The 23360-nt window shown below is 76.3% G+C and carries 19 protein-coding genes and 1 pseudogene; 11 read left to right on the top strand and 9 right to left on the bottom strand.

What is annotated here, in order from left to right; translation table 11 throughout:
• Positions 1–238: 238 nt before the first annotated feature.
• Entirely contained in the window at positions 239–2200 is a 1962-nt protein-coding gene (locus ACFVXH_RS16260; RefSeq protein ID WP_387824014.1) for a BTAD domain-containing putative transcriptional regulator, read from the top strand.
• 16 nt (positions 2201–2216) lie between these two features.
• Here the strand turns inward: ACFVXH_RS16260 and lanKC are convergent, their stop codons facing one another.
• From lanKC to ACFVXH_RS16245, 3 genes are all read right to left on the bottom strand, one after another.
• The gene (gene lanKC / locus ACFVXH_RS16255; RefSeq protein ID WP_387824011.1) at positions 2217–4763 is read right to left on the bottom strand and encodes a class III lanthionine synthetase LanKC; all 2547 of its coding nucleotides are present in this window, start codon (positions 4761–4763) and stop codon (positions 2217–2219) included.
• 91 nt (positions 4764–4854) lie between these two features.
• Entirely contained in the window at positions 4855–6075 is a 1221-nt protein-coding gene (locus ACFVXH_RS16250; RefSeq protein ID WP_387824008.1) for an MFS transporter, read from the bottom strand.
• A 218-nt stretch (positions 6076–6293) separates the two neighbouring features.
• Positions 6294–6470 carry a hypothetical protein gene (locus ACFVXH_RS16245; RefSeq protein WP_158077737.1) on the bottom strand — a complete coding sequence of 59 codons (177 nt, stop codon included), beginning with the start codon at positions 6468–6470 and terminating at the stop codon, positions 6294–6296.
• Positions 6471–6891: 421 nt separating this feature from the next.
• On the opposite strand from ACFVXH_RS16245, the gene ACFVXH_RS16240 reads away from it, so the two are divergent.
• Genes ACFVXH_RS16240 through ACFVXH_RS16230 form a run of 3 tightly spaced genes read left to right on the top strand, consistent with a single transcriptional unit; the run spans position 6892 to position 11403 of the window.
• Positions 6892–10008, top strand: a complete 3117-nt coding sequence (locus tag ACFVXH_RS16240) for an adenylate/guanylate cyclase domain-containing protein (protein ID WP_387824005.1) — start codon at positions 6892–6894, stop codon at positions 10006–10008.
• Complete coding sequence (locus ACFVXH_RS16235) at positions 10005–10862, top strand: S8 family serine peptidase (RefSeq protein ID WP_387824002.1); 858 nt, start codon at positions 10005–10007, stop codon at positions 10860–10862. Before ACFVXH_RS16240 ends, ACFVXH_RS16235 begins: the two co-directional genes overlap by 4 nt.
• Entirely contained in the window at positions 10846–11403 is a 558-nt protein-coding gene (locus ACFVXH_RS16230) for a GAF domain-containing protein (RefSeq protein WP_049661076.1), read from the top strand. Before ACFVXH_RS16235 ends, ACFVXH_RS16230 begins: the two co-directional genes overlap by 17 nt.
• A gap of 30 nt (positions 11404–11433) precedes the next feature.
• On the opposite strand, the gene ACFVXH_RS16225 is transcribed toward ACFVXH_RS16230, so the two are convergent.
• From ACFVXH_RS16225 to ACFVXH_RS16200, 6 genes are all read right to left on the bottom strand, one after another.
• Complete coding sequence (locus tag ACFVXH_RS16225; protein WP_387824266.1) at positions 11434–12336, bottom strand: virginiamycin B lyase; 903 nt, start codon at positions 12334–12336, stop codon at positions 11434–11436.
• 44 nt (positions 12337–12380) lie between these two features.
• Positions 12381–13487, bottom strand: coding sequence for an AI-2E family transporter (locus ACFVXH_RS16220; RefSeq protein WP_234348675.1), 1107 nt, complete (start codon positions 13485–13487; stop codon positions 12381–12383).
• A 135-nt stretch (positions 13488–13622) separates the two neighbouring features.
• Positions 13623–14357 (bottom strand): glycerophosphodiester phosphodiesterase, encoded by a 735-nt coding sequence (locus ACFVXH_RS16215; RefSeq protein WP_387823999.1) that lies wholly within the window; start codon positions 14355–14357, stop codon positions 13623–13625.
• Positions 14354–14818: a hypothetical protein gene (locus ACFVXH_RS16210; protein WP_380739570.1), complete on the bottom strand. Its 465-nt coding sequence runs from the start codon at positions 14816–14818 to the stop codon at positions 14354–14356. The genes ACFVXH_RS16215 and ACFVXH_RS16210 overlap by 4 nt, the downstream gene beginning before the upstream one ends.
• Before the next feature lie 86 nt (positions 14819–14904).
• Positions 14905–15321 carry a molybdopterin-binding protein gene (locus ACFVXH_RS16205; protein WP_387823996.1) on the bottom strand — a complete coding sequence of 139 codons (417 nt, stop codon included), beginning with the start codon at positions 15319–15321 and terminating at the stop codon, positions 14905–14907.
• Positions 15322–15426: 105 nt separating this feature from the next.
• The gene (locus ACFVXH_RS16200; protein WP_387823993.1) at positions 15427–16611 is read right to left on the bottom strand and encodes an ROK family transcriptional regulator; all 1185 of its coding nucleotides are present in this window, start codon (positions 16609–16611) and stop codon (positions 15427–15429) included.
• A 109-nt stretch (positions 16612–16720) separates the two neighbouring features.
• Between ACFVXH_RS16200 and ACFVXH_RS16195 the strand changes: the two genes are divergently transcribed.
• The 7 genes and pseudogenes from ACFVXH_RS16195 (at position 16721) to ACFVXH_RS16165 (ending at position 23325) form a co-directional block, all read left to right on the top strand.
• Positions 16721–17971 (top strand): MFS transporter, encoded by a 1251-nt coding sequence (locus tag ACFVXH_RS16195; RefSeq protein ID WP_387823990.1) that lies wholly within the window; start codon positions 16721–16723, stop codon positions 17969–17971.
• A 92-nt stretch (positions 17972–18063) separates the two neighbouring features.
• Positions 18064–18834: a dienelactone hydrolase family protein gene (locus ACFVXH_RS16190; RefSeq protein WP_387823987.1), complete on the top strand. Its 771-nt coding sequence runs from the start codon at positions 18064–18066 to the stop codon at positions 18832–18834.
• An 86-nt stretch (positions 18835–18920) separates the two neighbouring features.
• Complete coding sequence (locus ACFVXH_RS16185) at positions 18921–19637, top strand: TVP38/TMEM64 family protein (protein WP_259316442.1); 717 nt, start codon at positions 18921–18923, stop codon at positions 19635–19637.
• Between the two features lie 84 nt (positions 19638–19721).
• On the top strand, positions 19722–20246 hold the full coding sequence (locus tag ACFVXH_RS16180) for a DinB family protein (RefSeq protein ID WP_380739564.1): 525 nt from the start codon (positions 19722–19724) through the stop codon (positions 20244–20246).
• 294 nt (positions 20247–20540) lie between these two features.
• Positions 20541–20933, top strand: a complete 393-nt coding sequence (locus ACFVXH_RS16175; RefSeq protein WP_053112231.1) for a cell division protein SepF — start codon at positions 20541–20543, stop codon at positions 20931–20933.
• 164 nt (positions 20934–21097) lie between these two features.
• Positions 21098–21634, top strand: a pseudogene (locus tag ACFVXH_RS16170) (TetR/AcrR family transcriptional regulator); the annotation flags it as partial.
• 107 nt (positions 21635–21741) lie between these two features.
• The gene (locus ACFVXH_RS16165) at positions 21742–23325 is read left to right on the top strand and encodes an MFS transporter (protein ID WP_380739562.1); all 1584 of its coding nucleotides are present in this window, start codon (positions 21742–21744) and stop codon (positions 23323–23325) included.
• Positions 23326–23360 lie beyond the last annotated feature (35 nt).

The following is a 23360-nucleotide window of genomic DNA, read 5'->3' as shown; positions in this document are numbered from 1 at the left end:
CCGGCCGGCCCCCGCCACCCGGCCCGACCTGCCGGAACGCCGTCCGCACAGCCGTACGAAACCCCCCGTCGATCCCAGCTTCCGGCGCCCCGGTTGTGCGGCCGCTGTGACCGAAGCCGGTCGATTCCGTGGCCTTCAGCGCCGATCGGCCGTCAAGTAGCCTGCGCCCACCACCGCACGGCCCCCACCACCTGCTACACCGCCGCACTGCCGCCGCCCACGCCCCGGAGGTACGCCGATGCCCCTGGCCCAGCCCGCCACCCCCACCCGGCTGCGCTTCGCCGTCCTCGGCCCGCTCACCGGCGAGGCCGGCGGCCGCCCGCTGGCCCTCGGCCCGCTGAAGCAGCGGCTGGTCCTGGCCGTCCTGCTGAGCCGCGCCAACACCGCCGTCCCGGTCGACCTGCTCACCGACGCGGTCTGGCCCGAGGAGCCGCCGCGCACCGCCCGGAAGAACCTCCAGGTCTACATCTGCACCCTGCGCACCCTGCTCGGCCGCGAGGAGGGGCCCGACCGGCTGTCGCACTCGGCCGCCGGCTACCTGCTGCGGGCCGCCGAGCCCGAGCTGGACCTGCTCCGGTTCCGGGCCCTCGCCCGGGCCGGCCGGGCCGCCGCCGACGGCGGGGCGCTCGCCCCCGCCGCCCGGCTGCTGCGCCAGGCCCTCGACCTCTGGCAGGGCCCGCCGCTCGCCGACCTGCGCCGCTCCCCCGCCGTCGCGGCGGAGGCGGACCGGCTGGAGGCCCGCTGCCTGGGCGTCCACGAGGACTGGGCGGAGACCGAGTTGGAGCTCGGCAACGCCGGCGCCGTCGCCGAGGACCTGGCCGAACTCGCCGAGCGCCACCCGCTGCGCGAGCGCCTCCAGGCCGCCCGGATGAACGCCCTCCACCTCTCCGGCCGGCAGGCCGAGGCGCTCGCCGTCTACGACACCCACCGCCAGCTGCTCGCCCGCGAGTTGGGCCTGGAGCCGAGCCCCACGCTGACCGCCCGCTACCGCGAACTGCTGGCCCGCGGCCGCTCCCTGCCCACCGCCGCCCGCCCGGACCGCGGCACCGGCCCGGGCGGCTCCCTGCTGCCCGCCGACACCGCCGACTTCACCGGGAGAACCGACGAACTACGCCAGCTCGTCGACGAGTTGGGCTCCGGCGGCGGACGCGTCGCGGTGCTCACCGGTCCGGCCGGCAGCGGCAAGACCGCGCTCGCCGTACACGCCGGCCACCTGCTCGCCGACCGCTTCCCGGACGGCCGGGTACTGGTCCGGCTGCGCACCGAGGACGGTGCCGCCCGCCCGCTGCCCGAGGTGCTCGCCGAACTCGCCGCCCTCACCGGCCGCCCGGGCGCCGCACCGGCCGGGGCCGACCGGACCGGCCCCGGCCCCGCCGCCCCGGCCCACCACGACACCGCCCGGGCCGACACCGCCCCGGCCGACATCGCCCGGGCCGCCGCGCTCTGGCGTGCCTCGCTCGCCGGCCGCCGCCTGCTGCTGGTCCTGGACGACGCCCCCGGCGAGGCCGTGGTCCGCGAGCTGCTGCCGGGCTTCGGCCCGAGCGCCGTGCTGGTCACCTCCCGCGGCCAGCTGGCCGGCCTCGCCTCGGTGCGCCGCATCGCCGTCCCGCCGCTCGCCCCCGCCGAGGCCCTGGACCTCCTCGGCCGCATCGTCGGCACCGGCCGGACCGGCGCCGACCGCGCCGCCGCCGCCCGGATCGCGGCCGCCTGCGGGCTGCTGCCGCTCGCCGTACGGGTCGCGGGCACCCGGCTGGCCGTGCTGCGCCACCTCCCGCTGGCCGAGTACGCGGCCCGGCTGGAGGACCCGGCGGACGCCCTGGACGAACTGGTCGCCGGGGACGTCACCGTCCGGGCCCGGCTGGACTCCGGCTGGCGCGACCTCACCGACCAGGGCCGGCTCGCCCTGGCCCGGCTCGCCGCCCTGCCGCTCGCCCTGCTCTTCACCCTCCCGGAGGCCGCCGCCGCCCTCGGCCGGCCCGAGCGGCTCGCCCTGCGCACCCTGGAGGCGCTCACCGACACCGGGGCGGTCACCTCTCCCACCGGCGAGGTCACCGCCCACGCCGCGCTGTACGCCCTGCCCCGGCTCACCCATCTGCACGCCCGGGAGCGGGCGATGCGGACCGCTGTCGGGGCACCGGAGACCGTCGAGGCACCGCACGCCGCCGTCGCGGCGCCCGCGCGGTCCCCGGAACCCGTGTGACAGCCCCAGGCCCCGCTCACCCCAGGGTCAGCAGGTCCAGCACGTCCGCCCGCTCCGCCCCGCGCCCCTCCGTCAGCCCGGACAGCGCCAGCAGCACCCCGGCCGCGCCCGTGTGCAGGTCCGCCGAGAAGCGCCGCAGCCGCATCCCCGGCACCAGCAGCCCCTCCGGCCGGGCCACCAGGTGCCACTGGAGCCTGCCCACCTGGCCGAGCACCGCCTCCCGGGCCGGCGCCCCGCCCAGCCGGTCCAGCGCCAGCGTCAGCCCGACCCGGCCCCGGAACAGCCCCGGCTCCCGGATGAACCCGGGCGCGCAGACCTTCCGCACGTCGGCCAGGAAGGCCTCCCCGCCCGGCAGTTCGCCGTGCTCCAGGTACTCCCGCAGCACCAGCGCGATCCCGCTGCTGCCCCGGTCCAGGTAGGCCAGCCTGCGCCCGGACTCCAGCACCTGCGCGGACCCGTCGGGCACCCGGACGCACCGCGCCACCGCCCGCTCCAGCGCCACCCGCCCGGAGTCCAGCAGCCACCGCTCCCCGGTCCGCCGGTACAGCCGCAGCTGGAGCAGCGCGACGCCCGCCAGCCCGTACAGCAGCCCGGCGGCCGCGGGCTCGTCCAGCCCGGGCACCGGCCCGCCGCCCAGCACCGCGGCCAACTCCCGTGCGTCGTCCAGCGCGTGGGCCAGCTCCCGGGGGCTGTCCAGCGCGTCCGCCAGCCGCAGCCGGGCCAGCGCCGCGCCGGCCCGGCCGCCGAACAGGCCCGCCGCGCGCGCCGGGAGGGCGGTACGGGCGCGCCCGGCCAGCTCCTCGGCCGCCTCCGTCCGGCCGATCCGGGCCAGCGCCAGCGCGATGCCGAGCGGCCCGTCGTACAGCCCGCCGGCGGCCGGGCGGTCGGCCCGCCGGCGCACCGCCGCGACCAGCCAGTCCGCGTACTCCTGCGGCCAGTCGGCCCCGGCGCGGTGCAGCGCGTACAGCACCCCGGCCGCGCCGTGCGACACGCCCGTCCCGCCGTCGGCGAAGCCGGCCACGTCCCCGGGGAAGAGCCGGTCCGGGCGGTCCGGGGTGGCGCCCGCGTGGATGCCCGCGACCAGCTCCCGGCACACCGGGTCGAGCGAGGGCCCGGCCAGCAGCTCCCGGCCGCGCCGCTCGCTCGCCGACTCCACCCGTGCCACCGCCGCGGGCCGCACCGGCCCCTCCTCCGGTCCCAGTCCGAACCACTCCCGCGCCCGCCGTTCCAGCGCCGGGAGCTTGCCCGGGTCGCAGTCGGCGAGCTCCATCACCGGCATCAGCAGCATCAGCCAGGTGGCCCACAGCAGGTAGCGGTCGGCCTCGGCGCCGCCCAGCCCGGGCGGGACGTGCTGCCCGGCGGCACCGGCCGTCGGCACCCGCCGGTCGTCCAGCTCGGCCGCGTACTCGAAGTCCACCAGCACCACCGACCCGTCCGGCCGGAGCACCACGTTGGCCGGGTGGAGGTCCCCGAACCGCACGCCCCGCGCGTGCAGGGCGTCGAGCGCCTCCGCCAGCCCGTCCACCACCCCGCCCACCCACCGCGCGTACGCGGCACGCTGCTCGGCGGTGCAGTTCTGGTGCACCAGCGGGTAGCGCCGGATCGCCTCGGCGAACAGCTGGACGCCCTCAATGTGCTCCTGCACCAGGAAGGTGTGCTCCCACACCGTGCGCACCTCGTGCAGCCGGGGCACGCACGCCAGCCCGGCCAGCCGCTCCAGCGCCCACCGCTCGCGCCGCAGCCGGGTCAGGGCGTCCGTCCCGGTGCCGTCCAGCCCGGCGTACGGGCGGGCCTCGCGCAGCACCACCCGCTCGCCTGTGCCGTGCTTCTCGGCCAGGTAGATCCCGCCCGCGTTGGAGACCTGGAGCACCTCGACGATCCGGTACGGCAGGTCCCCGCCGGCCGCCTCCCGGGCGGCCAGGTGCGGGCGCAGCGCCGCCGGCGGCTCGACCCAGGCGGGCAGCCGGAAGGCCGGCTCGCGCGGGTCCGGCACCAGCGCGCCGGACGGGTCCCGCAGGGCCGGGACGGACCTGCCCTGCTCGTCCCGGCACCACAGCTCGACGAAGGCCCCGTAGCGGGCGTACACCGGGGCGTCGCCGATCCGCAGGTCGGTGAGCACGTACGGCCCGGGGAAGCCCGCCAGCGCCTCGGCCAACTCCTCCGCCAGGGAGAGGAACTCACCGTCCGTGGCCGGGTAGACGGTGACGAACTTGCCGCTGCCGCCGCGCCCCGCGTACTTGCCGTTGGCCACCCGCAGCGCCACCGGGCTGCGCAGGAACTTGAACGCCACCCGGCGGGCGGTGCAGATCCCCGCGACGACGGCCAGCGTCCGCTCGGCGCCGTCCTGCGCCGCCGACACGTGCAGCTTCCAGCCCTGCTCGGGCAGGCGGCCGCCGTCGGGCCGCAGCACCGTCCACAGCCCGCGCTGCTCCCGCCGCCAGCCCTCGGGCGGCTCGCCGAGGCCCAGCGGGTAGCGGCTGTCCCCGTCCCGCAGCCGTCCGGGGGTGTCGTAGTACGTCGGGTCGGCGAGGCAGTAGAGCTGGGTCTCGTGGACGTCGGCCATCGTGGGCCTCCTGTTCCGAAGTCTTCCGGGGTCGTCCGGGAGCGGGCGGTGCGTCGGCGCGGCGGCGGGCGGCGCCTCGGCGGGCGGTGCGTCAGACGGCGGGGCTGAGCACCGGTCCGCGCCGCACCGGCGGCGCCCAGGTGACCACGGCCGCGCAGAGCGCGATGGCGAGGGCCAGCAGGGCGAAGGTCCGGGTGCCGCCGAGCGAGCCGAGCAGGACGCCGCCGACCAGCGGGCCGAACGGCTGGACCAGGGTGGACAGGAAGCCGGCCGCGCTCTGCACCCGGCCGATCCGGTCGGGCGGCGCGGCGGTCAGCATGCCGGAGACGAAGCCGATGCTGGCGACGGTGGACAGGCACATGCAGACGGCGCAGAGCAGTCCGATCACCAGCGGGGCCCTGGTCAGCACCAGCACCCCGGCGGTGAGCGCGCAGGCCCAGCAGGCGAGCGCGACCAGGCTGCCGTCGCGGGCCCGGGCGGCGACCCTCGGGGCGAGCAGCGCCCCGGCCAGGGCGCCGGCCGCGGTGCAGGAGACGACGGTGCCGCCGCCGAGGCCGGAGCGGCCGCCGTCGGAGGCGACGGCCAGGGTGGTGAACATCAGCGCGCTGAACGCGAAGTTCATCCCGAGGCCGAAGACCAGCAGCAGGGTGCGCAGGTAGGGCCGGTGCCAGAGGAAGGCCAGTCCGGCGGTCAGTTCGGCCCGGCTGAACGCCGGTCCGCCCGTCGTGGCGGGCTTCGCGCGGGTCCGGATCAGCGCCACGCAGACGGTGGACAGCAGCAGGCCGACGCCCTCGGCGAGGAACGGCAGCACCGGGTGCCAGGCGAACAGCGCCCCGCCGCCGAGCGGTCCGGCCAGCCGGGCGGCGGCGCCGCGCGCCTGCATCCGGGAGGAGGCCTCGCGGGCCTGCCCGGTGGGCACCACCGCGCGCAGCAGGGCGCCGGCGGCTGGCCCGTAGACGCTGGAGATCAGCGCCCCGGCGGCGGCGACCAGCAGGACCAGCGGCAGCGGGGTGTGCCCGCGCAGCACCGCGACGACCAGGGCGGCGACCGCGAGCAGGCTGAGGACGTCGCAGATCCGCATCAGCCGGCGCCGCTCGATCCGGTCGGCGAGCACCCCGCCGGGCAGCGTGGTGATCAGCAGCGCGCCGACCGAGACGGTGCCGATGGCGCCCGCCCGGGCCGCCGACCCGGTCTCCCGCAGGACCAGCAACGGCAGGGCGATCGAGGCGAGTTGGGAGCCGAGGGAGGCCAGCAGGCCGCCGGCCCAGAGCAGCCGGAAGTCCCGGTTGCGGGAGAGCGGGGTGGGGTCCATGGCCGTCCTCCGTGGTCGGCGGGGGCACCCGGGGGTGCGGATCGGGCCGGGGCGGCCCCGTCTCGGCGGGACCGCCCGGGAAGCCTTGCGGTGACCGATTGCCGGTGACCGGTGGCCGGTGAACCAGTGACCGGGAACCGGCGGCCGGCGACCGGGTGTCGGCGGCCGGGGGCGGCGGTGCGTCCGCCCCCGCGCACGGCCCGGTGTCCGGACTCCGGTCAGACCGTGGTCTCGGCGCCGTGGACGTAGCTGATCAGGCTGAAGCAGAGGCCGTCCGAGGACTCGCTCAGGACCTTCATCGCCTGGAGGTCCAGGATGTTGGCGACGTGCGCCTCGACCTCCGGGGTCTCCTCGCCGCTCTCGCCGACGTTCTGCTGCTCCATGTTCTCGGCCATGGTCGAACTCCCTTCCGCACGGGGGTGGTTACGGCTCCGGCGGGCGGCTGCCCGCCGTTGCCGACCACCGTGGCCCGAGCCGCCTGCGCCCGGCTTCGGGGCCGGTTGGAAACCGGTATGGCCGCAGGTCGGAGCGGCCGCGCCGGCCCGCCGGGCCCCGGGCGGGCCCGCCCGGGAGGCTGCCGCACCCCGTCCCACCTGCGGCCATACCGCCTACCAGGCGTTCCCGAACCGGGCCCGAAGCCGCGCCCGCGACCCTGGCCCGGAACGCTCGCGCCCCCGTACCACCGCCCCGCCGCGCACGCCCCGCACCACCGGCCGGCCCGCACCACCGGGCCGCGCCAACCGCCCCGCCGCGCACACCCGTTCCGCTTCGCCGCGCACGCCCCGCACCGCGAAGGACGACCGAAGGACGGCCACCATGCCCTGCCCACTCTGCGCCCAACTCGTCGGCACTAACGACCAGTTCTGCCCCTCCTGCGGCACCCCCCGGGCCGCCGCCCTCGACCTGGCCGCCGAGGAGCGCAAGCTGGTCACGGTGGTCTTCTGCGACCTGGTCGACTCCACCGCCCTGTCCGGCGCGCTCGACCCGGAGACCCTGCGCGAGGTGGTCCTGCGCTACTTCGAGCGGATGCACCACCGGATCGAGGCGCACGGCGGCACCCTGGAGAAGTTCATCGGGGACGCCGTGATGGCCGTCTTCGGCGTCCCGGTGATCCGCGAGGACGACGCCCACCGGGCGCTGGCCGCCGCGCTCGCCATGCTGGAGGACGTGGAGGACCTCAACACCGAGCTGGACGCCACCCTCGGCGTCCGACTGGACGTCCGGATCGGCGTCAACACCGGCCAGGTGGTGGCGGGTTCGGACGCCTCGGCGCGCCAGGCGCTGATCTCCGGCGAGACCGTGAACATCGCCGCCCGGCTGCAGACCCGAGCCGCCCCCGGCCAGGTGCTGATCGGCCCGCAGACGCTGCGCGCGGCCGGCCCGGCCGCCCAGGTGGACGAGGTCGGCCCGCTGCACCTCAAGGGCAAGGCCGAGCCGGTCACCGCCTATCGCCTGGTCGGCCTCGACGAGGACGACCCTGAGCTGCTGCGCCGCTTCGACGTCCCACTGGTCGGCCGGGAGCGCGAACTGGCCCTGCTGGACACCGCGTTGGCCCGGGTGGCGGGCGGCCAGGGGGCCGAGCTGCTGCTGGTGGCCGGCGAGGCGGGCATCGGCAAGACCCGGCTGGTGCGCGACTGGCGCGAGCGGGTCGGCCGGCGCACCGCGCGCTGCGGCACCGCCCGCTGCCGCAGCTTCGGCGGGCAGGGCGTGCTGGCGCCGCTCGCCGAGGCGGTCCGAACCCTGCTGGACGAGCCCGAGGGCGCCGCCCCCGCCGAGGCGCTGGCCCGGCTGGACGAGGCGACGGCGCCGGGCATCGACGCCGGCCGCTCGCTGGAGCTGCTGGCCGCGATCCTGCGCGGCCGCACCGTCGAGCGCCCGGCCGTCCTGGTCCTGGACGACTGCCAGTGGGCCGGCCCGGTGCTGCTGGACGCCGTCGAGCGGCTGGCCGCCGAACTCGGCGCGGCCCCCGTGCTGCTGCTCTGCCTGACCCGCCCCGAGCTCCCGGCCGCCCGCCCGGAGCTGCCGACACTGCCGGTCGGCGGCCTGTCCTGGGACGAATCCGCCCTGCTGGCCGCCCAGTTGACCGAGCTGAGCGCCCACCAGGACGCGGTGCCCACCCGGCTGCTGGAGCGCGCCGAGGGCAACCCGCTGCACCTGGAGGAGCTGCTGGCCGCCCTCACCGAGACCGAGGGCCCCGCACTGACCGACGAACTGCCGCCCACCGGACGGGCGTTGCTCAGCGCCCAGATCGACGGGCTGGAGCGCGACGAGCGCGCCACCCTCGACCTCGCCGCCGTCCTCGGCCGCGCCTTCACCGCCGCCGAACTCGCCGAACTCGCCCACGGCGGCAGCGACCAGGACGCCTTCGCCGACCCGCAGGACGACGTCTTCACCGGCCCGATCGACGGCCTGCCGGCCGGCCCGTCCGCCTGGGTCGACGACACCCCGCCGCGGCTGCACGCCGCGCTGGCCCGGCTGGCCGAGCTGCGGCTGGTCGAACCGACCGGCACCGGCTACCGGTTCAGCAGCGGCCTGGTCCAGGAGTCGGTCTACCAGTCCATGTCCAAGCGGGCCCGCGCCGAGCGCCACGAGCGCGCCGCCGACCTGCCGGCCGTCCGCTCCACCGGGGACGCCGCCGTCGGCGGCCACCTGGAGCGCGCCCACCGATACCGGCTGGAACTCGGCCTGCTGGACACCCGCACCGACGTGCTGCGCACCCGCGCGGCCACCGCCCTCGGCACCGCCGGGGCCGGTGCGCTGGCCCGCGCCGACCTGCCCGCCGCCACCGACCTGCTGGAGCGCGCGGTGCGGCTGCACTACCCGGGCGAGCGCGCCACCGGCCCGGTGCTGCGCCGCCTCGGCGAGGCCCGGCTGGCGCTCGGCCGCGCCGAGGAGGCGCTGCCCGTCCTCGCCCAGGTGCGGGACGCGGCCGCCGACCCGCTGGACGCCGCGCACGCCCGGCTCGCGCTGGCCGCCCGCGGCCTGCCGCCCGGCCAGGACCAGCCCGCCGCGACCGCCCGCGCCGTGCTGCCGCTGTTCACCGACACCGGGGACGACCTCGGCCAGGCCCGGGCCGGGCTGCGGCTGGCCGAGGAGCACCTGCTGGCCGGCCGCCACACCGAGGCCGAACAGCTGCTGGACCGGGCGCTCGGCCAGGTCTCCCGCACCGACGCCGAGCTGGACCGGGCCGCCGTGCTGGCCGCGCTGGCCGCCTCGCTGCTGGCCGGCCCCGAGCCCGTCCCGAACGCGACCTTCCGGCTGCGCGCCCTGCTCGCCGAGCACGGCACCGGCCGGCGGACCGTCCGGGTCGCGCTGAACGGCCCGCTGGCCGTCCTGCTGGCGCTGCGCGACCGCCCCGAGGAGGCCGAGCTGCTGCTCGCCGAGGCCAACGGCCTGGCCGGGGAGCTGTCGCTGGCCGAGGCGATGATCGCGCTGCCCGCGCTGACCGCCCAGGCGGCGGCCGCGCTCGGGCAGGGCGGCCAGGCGCTGGACCTGCTCGCCGACGCCGCCGAGATCGCCCGCCACCAGGGCAGCGCCGCCCCGCTGCCGCGCCTCGCCCTGACCACCGCCCGGGTCCTGCTGGACACCGACCGCCCGGCCCAGGCCGCCCGGCACCTGGACGGCGCGGACGCCGTCGCCGCGCTGCCGCCGGTGCTCGCGATCGAGCTGGACGCGCTGCGCGGCCGGCTCGCCGCCGCCCGGGGCGAGGCCGCGCCGGCGCTGGACCTGACCGCCGCCGCCCTGTCCGCCGCCGAGGCCACCGAGTCGCTGCTGCTCCAGGCGCTGACCGCGCTCGACCGGGCGCACGCCCTGCTGCTGCTCGACCGCCCCGCCGAGGCCGCGGCGGCCGCCGCCACCGCCCGGGACCGGTTCGCCGCCAAGGGCCACCTGCCGGGCGTTCGGCGCGCCGAGCGGCTCGGGGGCACCCGGTGAGCGGCCCGGCCGGCCTCACCTGGAGCCTGCGCGACCGCACCCCCGCCGACCTCCCGGTGCTCGCCGACGCCGTCGCCACCGACGCCGGGGCATCGGACGCCGGGGGCACCGGCAAGGGCGTCCGGGTCTGCGTGGTCGACTCCGGGATCGAGCCCGACCACCCGCTGGTCGGGCCGGTGCAGGGCTCCTGGGCGGTGGTCAAGGACCCGGTCACCCGGGAGCTGACCGTCCGCCCCGACAGCGCCGGCGACACCTGCGGGCACGGCACCGCCTGCGCGGGCATCATCCGCCGCACCGCCCCGGACTGCGAGCTCTACAGCGTCCGGGTCCTCGGCGAGCGCTTCACCGGCACCGGCGACATGCTGATCGCCGGGCTGCGCTGGGCCGTCGAGCAGGGCTTCGACGTGGTCAACCTCAGCCTCTCCACCACCCGGACCCGCTTCCTGGAGCAGCTGCACGCGATCGCCGACGACGCCTTCTTCGCCCGCACCGCGATCGTCGCCTCCGCCCACAACACCCCGGTGGAGAGCTACCCGTGGCGCTTCTCCTCGGTCATCTCGGTGGGCAGCCACCAGGAGGAGGACCCGGAGCTGCACCTGTACAACCCGGCGCCGCCGGTGGAGTTCTTCGCCCCCGGCCAGAACGTCCGGGTGCCCTGGCTCGGCGGCGCCACCATCCGCACCACCGGCAACAGCTTCGCGACCCCGTACGTGGCCGGGCTCTGCGCCCGCATCCTGTCCCGGCGGCCGAGGCTGACCACCTTCCAGCTGAAGAGCGCGCTCTACCTCACCGCGGCCAACGTCCAGGTCCCTTCCACCCCCACCCCGGAGGCGCCCGATGACCCTCAGCACTGACCCCGCCGTCGACCCGCTGGCCCGCGAGCTGCTCCAGTCCGTGGTGGACGTCGCCCGGGCGATCTTCGGCGCCCAGGCCGGCTCGGTGTGCCTGCTCGACGAGGCGGCCGGGGAGCTGGTCTTCCAGGCCGTCTCCGGCCGGGGCGAGGAGTCGCTGGTGGGCCGCCGCTTCCCGGCCGGCCGGGGGATCGCCGGCTGGGTGGCCGCCTCGGGCGAGCCGATGGTGGTGGACGACCTGGGCGCCAACCGCACCTTCGACCGGGACTTCGCCGAGTCCACCGCGTACGTCCCGACCGCCCTGATGGCCGCCCCGCTCACCCACGGCAGCCGGGTGCTCGGCGTCCTGGAGGTGCTGGACCCGGCCCCGCAGGCCCGCGCCAGCCTGCCCGAGCTGGACCTGCTGGCCATGTTCGCCCGCCAGGCCGCCGCCGCCCTGCGGGTGATCGCCGAACGCTCCCCCGCCCCGGAGCCGGCCCCCGACCGGGCCGCCGCCCTCGGCCTGCTCGCCGACCTGGAGGAGCTGCTGCGGCGTCAGCCCTGACCGCGAGCGCCTGGAGGAGCTGCTGCGCCGTCAGCCCTGGCCCGGCACGCCGTCCAGCCGGGCGAGCTGCCCGCGCTCCAGCGCCGCGTACACCGCGCCGTCCGGGGCGACGACGATGCCGTGCGGCTCGGCGCCCCCGCCCGGGAGGGGGTGGCCGCCGAGCCGCCCGTCCGGGCCGAGCACCCCGATCCGGCCGGCGCCCCACTCGGTGAACCAGAGCCGGCCGTCCGGCCCGGCCGCGATCGCGTGCGGGCGGGCCGCGCGGTCGGCCAGCGGGTACTCGGTCACCTCGCCGTCCACGGTGATCCGCCCGACCAGCCCGCCGCCGATGCCGACGTACCAGAGCGCGCCGTCCGTCCCGGCGGTGATGCCGACCGGCGCGGTGCCCCCGGTGGGCAGCCCGTGGACGGTCACCCGGCCGTCGACGGTGATCCGGGCGACGGCGTCGGCCTGGTTGAGCGTGCACCACAGCGCCCCGTCCGGCCCGGCCGTGATCAGCGACGGGAAGGCCCCGGCGAGCGGCAGCGGGAACTCCGTGACCTCACCGGCCACGGTGATCCGCCCGATCCGGCCGGCGTTCAGCTCGGTGAACCAGAGCGCCCCGTCGGGCCCGGCGGCGATCCCGTACGGCCCGGCCTCCTCCGTCGGCAGCGCGTAGGACGTCGCCGTCCCGTCCACCGTGATCCGACCGATCCGGTGGTCCCGCATCCGGCTGAACCAGAGCGCCCCGTCCGGCCCCGCCGTGATCACCGCGGGCCCGCACTCCGGCGCGCCGAGGCCGAAGCGCTCGACCGTCCCGTCCGCGGCCAGCCGCCCGATCTCCCCGGTGTGCACCAGGGTGAACCACACGCCCCCGTCGGGCCCCACGGCCACCCCGTACGGCCCGGCCCCCGCCTCGGCCACCTCGAACAGTTCCACGCAACCCCTCCGCATCACTATCGCGACTCAAATCGCATTAGCGATGCTCGCACAACGGGTCACGGCCCGGCAACCGACTTCTCCCGCGCGTCCGGGTCCCCCCGCAGCACCGAGATGACGCCCATCACGGCGGCGCAGACCGGCACCGCGAGCAGGGCGCCGATGATCCCGGCGATGCCCGAGCCGGCCACCACGGCGACCATGATGGTGGCCGGATGCAGCTCCACCGTCCGGCTCTGGATGACCGGCTGGAGGACGTTGCCCTCGATCATCTGCACCGCGAGCACCACGCCCAGCGCCCAGAGCGCCGTACCGAGCCCGCCGTCGGCGAGCGCCACCAGCACGGCCACCGTGCCGGACAGGAAGGCCCCGACGAAGGGGATGTAGGCGCCCATGAAGACCAGCGCGCCGAGCCCGGGCGCGCCCGGCACCCCGAGGGCGATCAGGCCGATGGTGATGAAGCCCGCGTCGATCAGCGCGATCAGGGTGGTGCCCCGCATGAACCCGGCCATCGCGTCGAAGGCCCGCTCCGCGCAGGCGATCACCGTCGTGGCGCTGCGCTCGGGCAGGTAGGAGCGGATGGCGTCGCCGGTGCGGTGGCCGTCCCGGAGGAAGAAGAACACCAGGGCCAGCGCCAGCACCCCGCCGGTGATCAGCTGGGTGAGCAGGCCGAGCCCGGAGAGCACGCCGTTGGTGAGGGTGGAGACCAGCGAGTTGGTCTCGCCCTTGGCGTTGTCCAGGCCGTGCCGGATCTTCGCCCCCAGCGGGCCCAGCCAGTCGGCCAGCCGCTGCCCGGCCTCCTGGAGCGAGGAGGCGATCTGCGGGGCGCTGTGCACCAGCGAGTTGACCAGCAGCGCGATCACCCCGCTGACCGCGACCACCAGCACCACGCAGGTCAGCCCGGCCGCCAGACTCCGGCTCACGCCCCGGCCCACCAGCCACGGCACCACCGGGTAGAGCAGCGAGGCCCCGAGCAGCGCCAGGACGAACGGCACGGTCGCGGCCCGCAGTTCGACCAGCGCGAAGACCACCAGCGAGGCGACGGCGATCAGCAGGATCACCGCCACCGACCAGGCCGCCGCCTGCCGCAGCCCGGGCGGCAGCATCAGGTACGGCCTGCGGTCGTCCGGCTGCCGCTGCTCGCCGGGCGCGCGCTCCACGGACACGGCCACCTCCGCCGGGGGTCGTCGACGATTCCGAACCGCCCCAGCTCAGCAGAGGTTCCGACGGGCCGCGCGGCGGATCGGCCGGGAGCACCCGAACGGGCGACCCGGGCGCCCTCCGGCCGAGCACCGCTCCGGTCAGCGGCGGCCGTCCAGCACCGAGCGCAGGACGTCGATCCGGTTGGAGGTGATGGAGGCGACCCCGGTGTCGCGCAGCCGGCGCATGGTGCGGCGCAGGTCGGCGGTCCAGGTGGAGACGGCGAGCCCCCGCTCCGCCGCGGCGGCCGTGAACTCGGGGGTGACCAGGCCGAACGGCGGGTTGAGGTAGCGCGGGCGCAGGTCGTCCAGCAGGGCGCGCACCGGCATCCGGGGCTGCTTCCAGGTGAGCGCGATCTCGGCGTCCGGGCTCAGTTCGCGCACCGCGAGCATGGCGGCGGTGGGGCCGCAGAAGGCGACCGCCGCCTCGGCCCCGAGCCCGGTGACGACCGACCAGGCGGCGGCGGCCGGGCCCGCGTCGTCCAGGTCGATCAGCAGCCGGCGGCCCTCGACGGCCGTCACCGCCTTGACCGCCTCGGCCAGGGTGGGGACGGCGAGCGGCCCCTGCCGCAGCTCCTCCAGCTGGTCGGCGGTGACCCGGTCGATCGACCGCGCGTCGCCCCAGAGCCGCTCCAGGGTGCGGTCGTGCAGCAGGACGGGCACCCGGTCGCGGGTGAGCTGGACGTCCACCTCGACGGCGTCGGCCCCGGCGGCGAGCGCGGACTCGACGGAGGGCAGGGTGTTCTCGCGGAAGCGGTACGGGTCGCCCCGGTGGGCGACGGCCAGCGGCTTGGCGGCGAGCGTTCTGGCGGCGAGCGGCTTGGCGGCGGCGTTCATCGGATCCTTCCGGCGAGCCAGGGGGTGAGGCTGTGGACGCCGATGTCCTCGCGGTGGCTCGGCTCCCCGGGGACGGTGACGATCAGCGTGGTGGACGGCGGGAAGGTGCGCGCCTTGACGTGCACCAGGTCGGACCAGACGGCGTTCAGGAAGCCGGGGACGCGGTCGCGGTCGACGTCGAAGGCGATGCCCTCGACGGTCACGGCGACCTCGTCGTGGGTGAACAGCCGGACGGTGACGGCGGGGCGGCCGTCGAACTCCAGCAGCGCCTCGTGCGGGATGGCGTCCAGCTCCCCGAGCGAGCCGCCCGAGCCGCCCGGACCGTCCGGGCCGACCAGCCCGGCGAAGGTCCGGTCGCGGCCGATGTCGTGCTGGGCGCGGACGGTGCGGCCGTGCCGGGCGGCCACGGCCTCGATCGCGAGCACGGCGCTCTGGGTGGTCGGCAGGTGCGGGGGTGGCATCCGGGCGCCTCTCGGTTCGTTCCGGGACTCGTACGAAGGGGGTTACAGGGGGCTGCGGAGGGATCCGCGGGGATCCACCGGACCGGCTAGCGGCGTTCGATCATCACATTGGTGGACTTGATGACCGCCGTGGCGGGCGCACCGGGGACCAGGTTGAGCTCCACCGCCGAGTCCCGGCTGATCAGGGACACCACCCGGAACGGCCCGGCCTGGATCTCCACCTGCGCGGCCACGTCGCCCAGCACCACGTCGGTGACGATCCCCGGGAAGCGGTTGCGCGCCGAGGACGGCCGGCCCTCCGACTCGGCGTTCTCCGGCCGGGCCAACTCCCGGGCGAAGGCGGCGAGTTCGGCCCCCGGGATGATCCGGTGCCCGTGCTCGTCCCGCGCGGCGGCGACCCGCCCGGCGTCCACCCAGCGCCGCATGGTGTCGGCGCTGACGCCGAGCAGCGCCGCGGCCTCGCCGATGCGGTACGGGTTGGCCGGCACCTCGGGCTGGCCCATGTGCGTCTCCTGACGGTGGTTCGGGTTCTCGGGGCGGGCGCCCCCGCGCCATCCTGCCGTACCGGCGGTACGGACGATCATGTGAGGGCCGCCCCACGGCATACCTTATGGCTCGCCGAAGAGGTCGCGCCGTGCCGCGTCCCCGGCGGTGAGCACCGCCCCGGCGAGCACCGCGCCGCCGCCCGCCGTACCGGCCCGCACCTCGGTGCTCAGCGGGGAGAGCAGCGCCAGCCGCCGCTCGACCCGGCCGGCCAGCTCCGGCCCGCCGGCCCGGCCTATCTCGCCGCCGAGCACCACGCAGCCGGGGTCCAGCACCACGCAGACGCCCGCCGCGCCGATCGCGATCCGCTCGGCCAGCTCGTCCAGGAAGCCCCCGCCCGCCTCGCCGGCCGCGAGGGCGGCCCGGACGGCGGCCTCGGCGGCGGGGGCGTCCCCGGCCGGGTCGGCGGGCAGCCCGTGGGCGCGGGCCAGCGCGCAGATCGCGGCGCTGCCGACCAGGCCGTGGAAGCCGCCCTCGCAGCTGTCGGCGCTGGGCAGGCCGACGGTGCCGGGGACGGGCAGGAAGCAGATCTCGCCGGTGCCGCCGGAGAAGCCCCGGCGCAGCCGCCCGTCCAGGATCACGGCGGCGCCGACGCTGTGGCCCAGCCAGAGCAGGACGAAGGTGTCGCGGTCGCGCGCGGCGCCGACCCGGTACTCGGCCCGCCCGGCGAGGTTGACCTCGTTCTCCAGGATCACCTCGGTACCGGGCAGCCGCCGCAGCGCGGCGAGGAGTTCGGCGTGCCAGGCGGGGAGCTTGCCGGTGCTCTGCAGCCGCCCGGTGGCCGGGTCGACCAGCCCGGGGGCGCCGACCGCGACGGTGTGCAGCCGGTCGACGCCGGCGCCGCGCGCGGTCTCCAGCAGGGTCGCGACGATCTCCCCGGCGGTGTCCGGCCCGCCGTCCCCCTCGACCGGGACCTCGGCGGTGGCCAGGCTGCGCCCGGCCAGGTCGGCGACGACCAGGCTGACGCCGCCGGAGCGGACGTCGAAGGCGGCGAGGTGGGCCCGGGAGGCGACCAGCGCGTAGAGCCGGGCGTTGGGGCCGCGCCGCTGTTCCCCGCGCTCGCCGACGACGGCGACCAGGCCGGTGCGCTGGAGCCGTTCGAGCAGGTCGGCGACGGTCGGCCGGGACAGGCCGGTGAGGCCGCGCAGCTCGGTCGCGGTCAGCGGACCCTGTTCGAGCAGGAGGTTGAGTGCCAGCCGGTCGTTGATCGCCCGGGCGGTGCTCGGCGTGGCCGTACGCGCGATGGTCATGGCGGATCATCCTTCCAGAGTGTTTCTATCAGGGTCCCTTCCTGATAGTTTATCGACCGTCACAGGGCACTGTCGCGCCCCACACCGCGCGACCGGGAGGGAACACCCCATGAACGGGACCACCGCGCCACCACCGCCACCGCCGGAACCGCTGAGCGCACCCCGTCGGGCCCGGGCCGGCATCGCCCTGGTCTTCTGCGTGCACGGGGCCGTCAGCGGCAGCTTCGTCACCCGCATCCCGTGGCTCCAGGACCGCCTCGACCTCTCCACCGGCCAGCTCGGCCTGGCCCTGGTCATGCCCGCCATCGGCTCCTCCCTCGCCATGCCGCTGGCCGGCCGCTTCGTGCACCGCTACGGCGGCCGGGCCGCGGTGCGCGGGCTGATCTCGCTCTGGTGCCTGGCCCTCGCCCTGCCCGCGCTCGCCCCCTCGCTGCCGGTGCTGTGCGCGGCCCTGCTGGTGTACGGCGCCGCAGCCGGGATGGCGGACGTCGCGATGAACGCCCAGGGCGTGGAGATCGAGGAGCGGCTCGGCCGCTCGATCATGTCCGGACTGCACGGGATGTGGAGCGCGGGCGGGCTGCTGGCCTCCGCCTTCGGCATCCTCGCCGCCCACCTGGACCTCGACGCCCGGCTCCAGCTGGCCGCCACCGCGCTGGTCCTGCTCGCCCTCGCCCAGCCGGTCTGCCGCGGCCTGCCCGACATCCGGGCGCACGAGGACGCGGAGGAGCCTCCGAGGTTCGCGCTGCCGCCGCGCAGTTCGCTGGTGATCGGGCTGGTCGGCTTCTGCGCGGTCTTCGCCGAGGGCGCCTCGATGGACTGGAGCGGCGTCTACCTGCGGGACGTCACCGGCGCCTCGGCCACCGTCGCCGCCGCCTCGTACACCGCCTTCTCGCTCACCATGGCGGTCAGCCGGCTCGCCGGGGACGCGGCGATCCGCCGGCTCGGCGCCGTCCGCACCACCCGCGTCGGCGGCGCCGTGGCCACCGTCGGCGGCCTGCTGGTGGTCGCCGCCGACAGCCCGGCGCTGGCCATCCCCGGGTTCGCGCTCCTCGGCATCGGCATCGCGGTGATCGTCCCGCTCGCCTTCGCCGCGGCCGGCCGGATCGGCAGCAACCCCAGCCAGGCCATCGCGGGCGTCGCCACCGTCACCTACACCTCCGGCCTGATCGCTCCCGCGGTCATCGGCGCCCTCGCCCAGGCCACCTCGCTGACCGTCTCCTTCGGACTGGTCACCGCGCTCGCCTTCGCCCTGCTGCTGAGCGCCGGGGCGCTGCGGCTGGCCGAACGGAATTCCGGCGGCGAGAACGTGACCGCAACGTCACCGGAAAAGCCTTCCGGAAAAGATCTCTCCACGATATGATGGTGAATTCCTGAGGGAATTCCCCGCTAAAGTCTCGAACCGCCGGGCGCGCCGCGTCCGGCGGTTTTCGTGCTCCGCGAGAGGGATTCCCCGTGTGCTACGACCCGGACGCCGCCCCGCCCGCCCCCGGTCCCGCCCCGTGGCCGCTGGCCGAGGCCACCCCACTGACCCTGACCTCGGCTGACGGCACCCGGTTCGGCGCCTTCCTGGCCCGCCCGGAGGTCGCCACCGGAGTCGGCGTACTCGTCCTGCCGGACAACAGGGGCCTTTCCCCGTTCTACCGGCAGACCGCCGCCCGGCTCGCCGAACAGGGCCACCCGGCGCTCGTCCTCGACTATTACGGCCGCACCGCCGGAGCCTTCCCGGAAAAGCGCCCGGCGGAATTCGGCGAACTGCCGGACCTGCTCCCCCACCTGCTCGCGCTCACCCCCGACGGCTTGGACGCCGACATCACCGCAGCGCTGGAACGGCTGCGCGCCGTCGGGCCCGCCGAGGTGGTCGCGCTCGGCTTCTGCTTCGGCGGCCGGCAAGCCTTCCGGACGGCCGCGCCGCGCTTCGGCCTGGCCGGCGCGGTCGGCTTCTACGGCTACCCGGACGTCATCCACGGCGCCCCGGGGCCGACCCAGCTCGCGGCGGAGCTGACCGCCCCGGTCCTCGCCCTCTGGGGCGGTGCGGACGAGCACATCCCGGCCGCCGCCGTCGAGGCCTTCGACGCCGCGCTCACCGCGGCCGGCTGCCCGCACACCTTCGTCACCTATCCGGGGGCGCCGCACAACTTCTTCGAGCTCGCCGCGGTCGACCACGCCGACGCGGCCCGGGACGCGTGGCAGCGCCTGCTGGGCTTCCTCGCCCGGCCGCGCTGAACCCGGATCCCGGCCCCCGCCCCAGGCCTTGGACCGGGGCGTGGACGGCGGCGGGGCCGGGGCCCGGGACCGGTTAGGCTCGGGCGGTGTTCGAGCCCGATGCCGTTCCCGTCCCGCCCCTCGCACCGCAGGTGCCCGCCGTCGCGCCGCGTTCCCCGTGGTGGCGGTTCGCCCTGCTGGTCGCGGTGCTCGCGGCGGCGGCCGGCTCGCTCCTGCTGTGGAGCCCGACGGAGCTGCTGTCCGGCGGGCTGGCGGACCGGATGCCGGGCTACTGGTTCGGCCCGCTGTTCGCCCTGGTCTACGCGGTGGGGACGCTCGCCTTCGTGCCCCGGCCGGCCCTGAACGCCGCGGCCGGGCTGCTGCTCGGCATCCAGCAGGGCGTGCTGCTGGCGGTGCTCGGCACCACGGTCGGCGCCGCCCTGGCCTTCGTGCTCGGCCGGGGCCTCGGCCGCGAGGCGCTCCGCCCGTACCTGCGCGGGAAGGTGCTCGGGGCGCTGGACCGGCGGTTCACCGAACAGGGCTTCCGCAGCGTGCTGGTGCTGCGGCTGCTGCCCGGCATGCCGTTCCAGGCGGCCAACTACGGCGCGGCCTTCTCCGGGGTCCGCTTCCTGCCCTTCGTGCTCGCCACCGCGATCGGCGTGGTGCCGACCACGGCGGTGTACGTCACGGCGGCGGCCAGCGCGGGCCGGCCGGGCTCGGCGGCCTTCCTGCTGTCGGCGGGGGTGATCGCGCTGCTGGTGCTGGGCAGCGTGGTGGGCCTGTGGCGGGCGGCCCGGACCCGCCGCCGGGCGACGGCCGGCTGAACCCGGCCCGTCCGTCCGCTCCGTCCCCTCAGACCGGCCCACCAGGACAAAATCGTTCGCGCCGGTGCGCCGCCGGAGGCCAGGATGGCGCGCATGACTGCACCGGACCCGCGGGTGGACCCGCCGATGACGGCCGACGAGGCCGCCACCCTGCACGCCTTCCTCGACTACCACCGCCACACCCTCGCGCTGAAGACCGAGGGCCTGACGGACGACCAGCTGCGGCTGCGCTCCGTCCCGCCGTCCAACCTCTCGCTGCTGGGCCTGGTCCGGCACATGGCCGAGGTGGAGCAGTACTGGTTCCAGTCCGTCCTGCTCGGCCAGGAGATCCCCGAGGGGCACTTCTGGACCAAGGAGAACGAGGACGGCGACTTCGACGACGTCGACACCGCCGACGTCGCGGCCGACTTCGCCGTCTGGCGCGCCGAGGTCGAGGCCGCCCGCAGCGCCGCCGCCGGCCTGCCGCTGGAGACCGTCGGCAAGAAGCCGCGCCGCGGTCAGCCCGTGACGCTGCGCTGGATCCTCACCCACATGATCGAGGAGTACGCCCGACACAACGGCCACGCGGATCTTCTGCGCGAATTGATCGACGGATCGACCGGCGAGTGACCCTGCGGGTGACACCGCGGGTGAAATCGTTTCCGCATTGTTGACAGAAGGTCAATTACGCCGTGACCGCGACCGATAAGGTCAACGCGCGCAACCGTACGGCGCTGCGCCGCGTCAGTGGGAGTGCCCGGGTTCGCCCGGGTTTCCGGCGCGGCACGACTCGTACGGGGGTTGCGAGCGGGCACGGGACCGGTGAACAGTGCGATACTCGGACAGTTCCGACGAGTGGATGACGTGTCAAGAACGGCACGCACCCCCGGGGGACCAGGACGGGACGAGGCAGGGAGGCGCGGCATGGGAGCACTTCGCGACGAGCACCACAACGGGTGGCTGATGCCCTCGGGGAACTACCCGGCCGCGGTGTACGACGACGAGTGGGTCGATCAGGAGACGGTTCCGGCCGCCCCCGCGCCCACGAAGATCGTCTCCCTGCGGCCGACGGGCTTCGAGGCGGCCCGGACGGTCGGTGAGCACATCCGGGCGAGCATCCCGGTGGTCATGGACCTCACCGAGATGTCGGAGGCCGAGGCCAAGCGCATGGTCGACTTCGCCTCCGGGCTGATCTTCGGCACCCGGGGCGGCATCGAGCGGATCGCCCGGAGGGTCTTCCTGCTCACCCCGGCCGACGTCGAGGTCATGGTGATCGACCGCCCGATGGACGACACCGGCTTCTACAACCAGAGCTGAGCCGCCGCCCCGCGAGGGCTCACCGCACAGGCACCCCGGAACCGGGGACGGTACACCCACCGTCCCCGGTTTTTTGCTGTCCGAGTGCCGAGGGTCTGCGCCTCACCTGAGAGCTCGAACAAAAGAATGAGACATCGGTGTCTCATATGAACTAGACTCGGTCCATGGCCACCGACCGCGACACCGTCCTCGAAGCCGCCGTCGGCGTGCTCTCCCGCCGCCCGACCGCCCACCTGGACGAGATCGCGCGCGCCGCCGGCATCAGCCGCGCCACGCTGCACCGGCTCTTCCCGGGGCGCGACGCGCTGATCCGCGAGGTCGGCCTGCTCGGGCTGCGCCGGTTCGCCGCCGCGCTGGACACCGCCGAGGTCGAAGAGGGCGACGCCGAGGCCGCGCTGCGCCGCCTGGTGGACGCCTCCGTGCCGGACGCCATGCTCTGCGCCTTCCTGGCCGGAGAGAACCAGCTCTACGAGAACGACGACATCAACGACCTCTGGGAGGTCCAGATCGCCCGGCTGCACGCGCTCTTCCTGCGCGGCCAGCAGCAGGGCGTGTTCCGCATCGAGCTGAGCGCCGCCTGGCTGAGCGAGGCCTTCTTCGACCTGGTGGCCGGCGTCGGCTGGTCCATCCAGGACGGCCGGCTCGCCCCGCGCGACGCCGCCTTCTCGCTCGCCGAGCTGTTCCTCGGCGGCGCGCTGCGCAGACCGGACGCGCGGACGCCCGTCCCCGCCGCCGCCAACGTCGGCACCGCCGACCGCAACACTCCCATCCACAGCACCGCCGACCACAGGCCGGACACCGATACACCATGAACACCCTGACCGCCCGCCAGCGCTGGACCGGCCTCGCCGTCCTCGTCCTGGCCGTGACCGTGGTCGCCCTGGACGCGACCGTCCTCTCCCTCGCCATCCCGTCCATCAGCGAGACGCTGCGCCCCAGCGGCACCCAGCTGCTCTGGATCGGCGACTCCTACTCCTTCGTGCTGGCCGGCCTGCTGGTCAGCATGGGCGCCCTGAGCGACCGGATCGGCCGCAAGAAGCTGCTGCTGGCCGGCTCCGCCGCGTTCGGCGCCGCCTCGCTGCTGGCCGCCTACGCGCCGAGCGCCGGCTGGCTGATCGTGGCCCGCGCCCTGCTCGGCGTGGCCGGGGCGACGATCATGCCCTCCACGCTCTCGCTGATCCGCGGCCTCTTCCCGGACGACCGGGAGCGGGCCACCGCGATCGGCATCTGGGGTGCGGCCGCCACCGCCGGGGCCGCCCTCGGGCCGGTGGTCGGCGGGGTGCTGCTGGAGCACTTCTGGTGGGGTTCGGTGTTCCTGCTGAACATCCCGGTGCTGATCCTGCTGCTGGTGTTCGGAGCCTGGCTGCTGCCGGAGTCCAAGGACCCGAAGCCGGGCCGCTGGGACGTGCTGAGCGTCGTCCTGTCGATGGCCGGCGTGATCGGCGCGGTGTACGCGGTCAAGGAGGCCGCCGCGCACGGCGTGGACCGCTGGGACGTGCCGGTCGCCTTCGTCCTGGGCACCGCCGCGCTGTTCGTGTTCGTCCGCCGCCAGCTGCGGCTGGAGACCCCGCTGCTCGACGTCCGACTGTTCCGCGACCGGCGGTTCACCGCGGCCGTGTCGGCCTCGCTGATCTCCCTGATCGGGCTCTCCGGCGTGATCTTCGTGGTCTCGCAGTACCTCCAGCTGGTCCGCGGCTACCAGCCGCTCCAGGCGGGCCTGGCCGAGCTGCCGGCCTTCGCGGGATCGGTGGTCGGCGGCCTGCTGACCGCCCTGATCGCCCGCCGCTACGGTGCCCGCAAGGCGCTGACGGCCTGTCTGCTGGCGATGGGTCTGGGCGTGGGCGCGCTCGGCTGGCTGGAGCAGGACACCACCTACCTGCTGCTGGCCGCCTCCTTCCTGCTGGTCGGGACGGCCGAGGGCGTGGTCTACACGCTCGGCGCCGACCTGGTGCTGAACGCCGCGCCCGCCGACAAGGCCGGCGCCGCCTCGGCGGTCTCGGAGACGGCGTACGAGCTGGGCACCGCGCTCGGCATCGCGCTGGTGGGCTCGGTGGTCGGCTCGATCTACGCGAACGGGCTGGCGGTCCCGGCCGGGACGGACCCGGCGGCCGCCGCCCGGGCGGGCGAATCGCTGGGCTCGGCCGTCGAGACGGCGCAGGGCCTGTCCCCGGAGCTCGCCCAGCCGCTGCTGGCGAGCGCCCGGGAGTCCTTCGTCCACGGCATGAACAGCGCCGGGCTGCTGGCCGCCGCGCTGCTGGTCGGCGCGGCCGTGATGGCCTGGCGGCTGCTGCGCGGGCTGTCCGAGCCGACGGCCGGGGCGGAGACGGGCGCCGGGACCGGCCCGGAGGGCGCCGTCGACGTGTCGGCCGCGCAGCCGAGCGTCAAGGCGTAACAGCGCACCGAGAACGGCCGTTCCCCCCGGGGGGA

The organism is Kitasatospora sp. NPDC058184 (assembly GCF_042883725.1).
Lineage (GTDB): Bacteria > Actinomycetota > Actinomycetes > Streptomycetales > Streptomycetaceae > Kitasatospora.
Note: the sequence above shows the minus strand (reverse complement) of the source record. Positions and strands in the feature narration are given on the sequence as shown.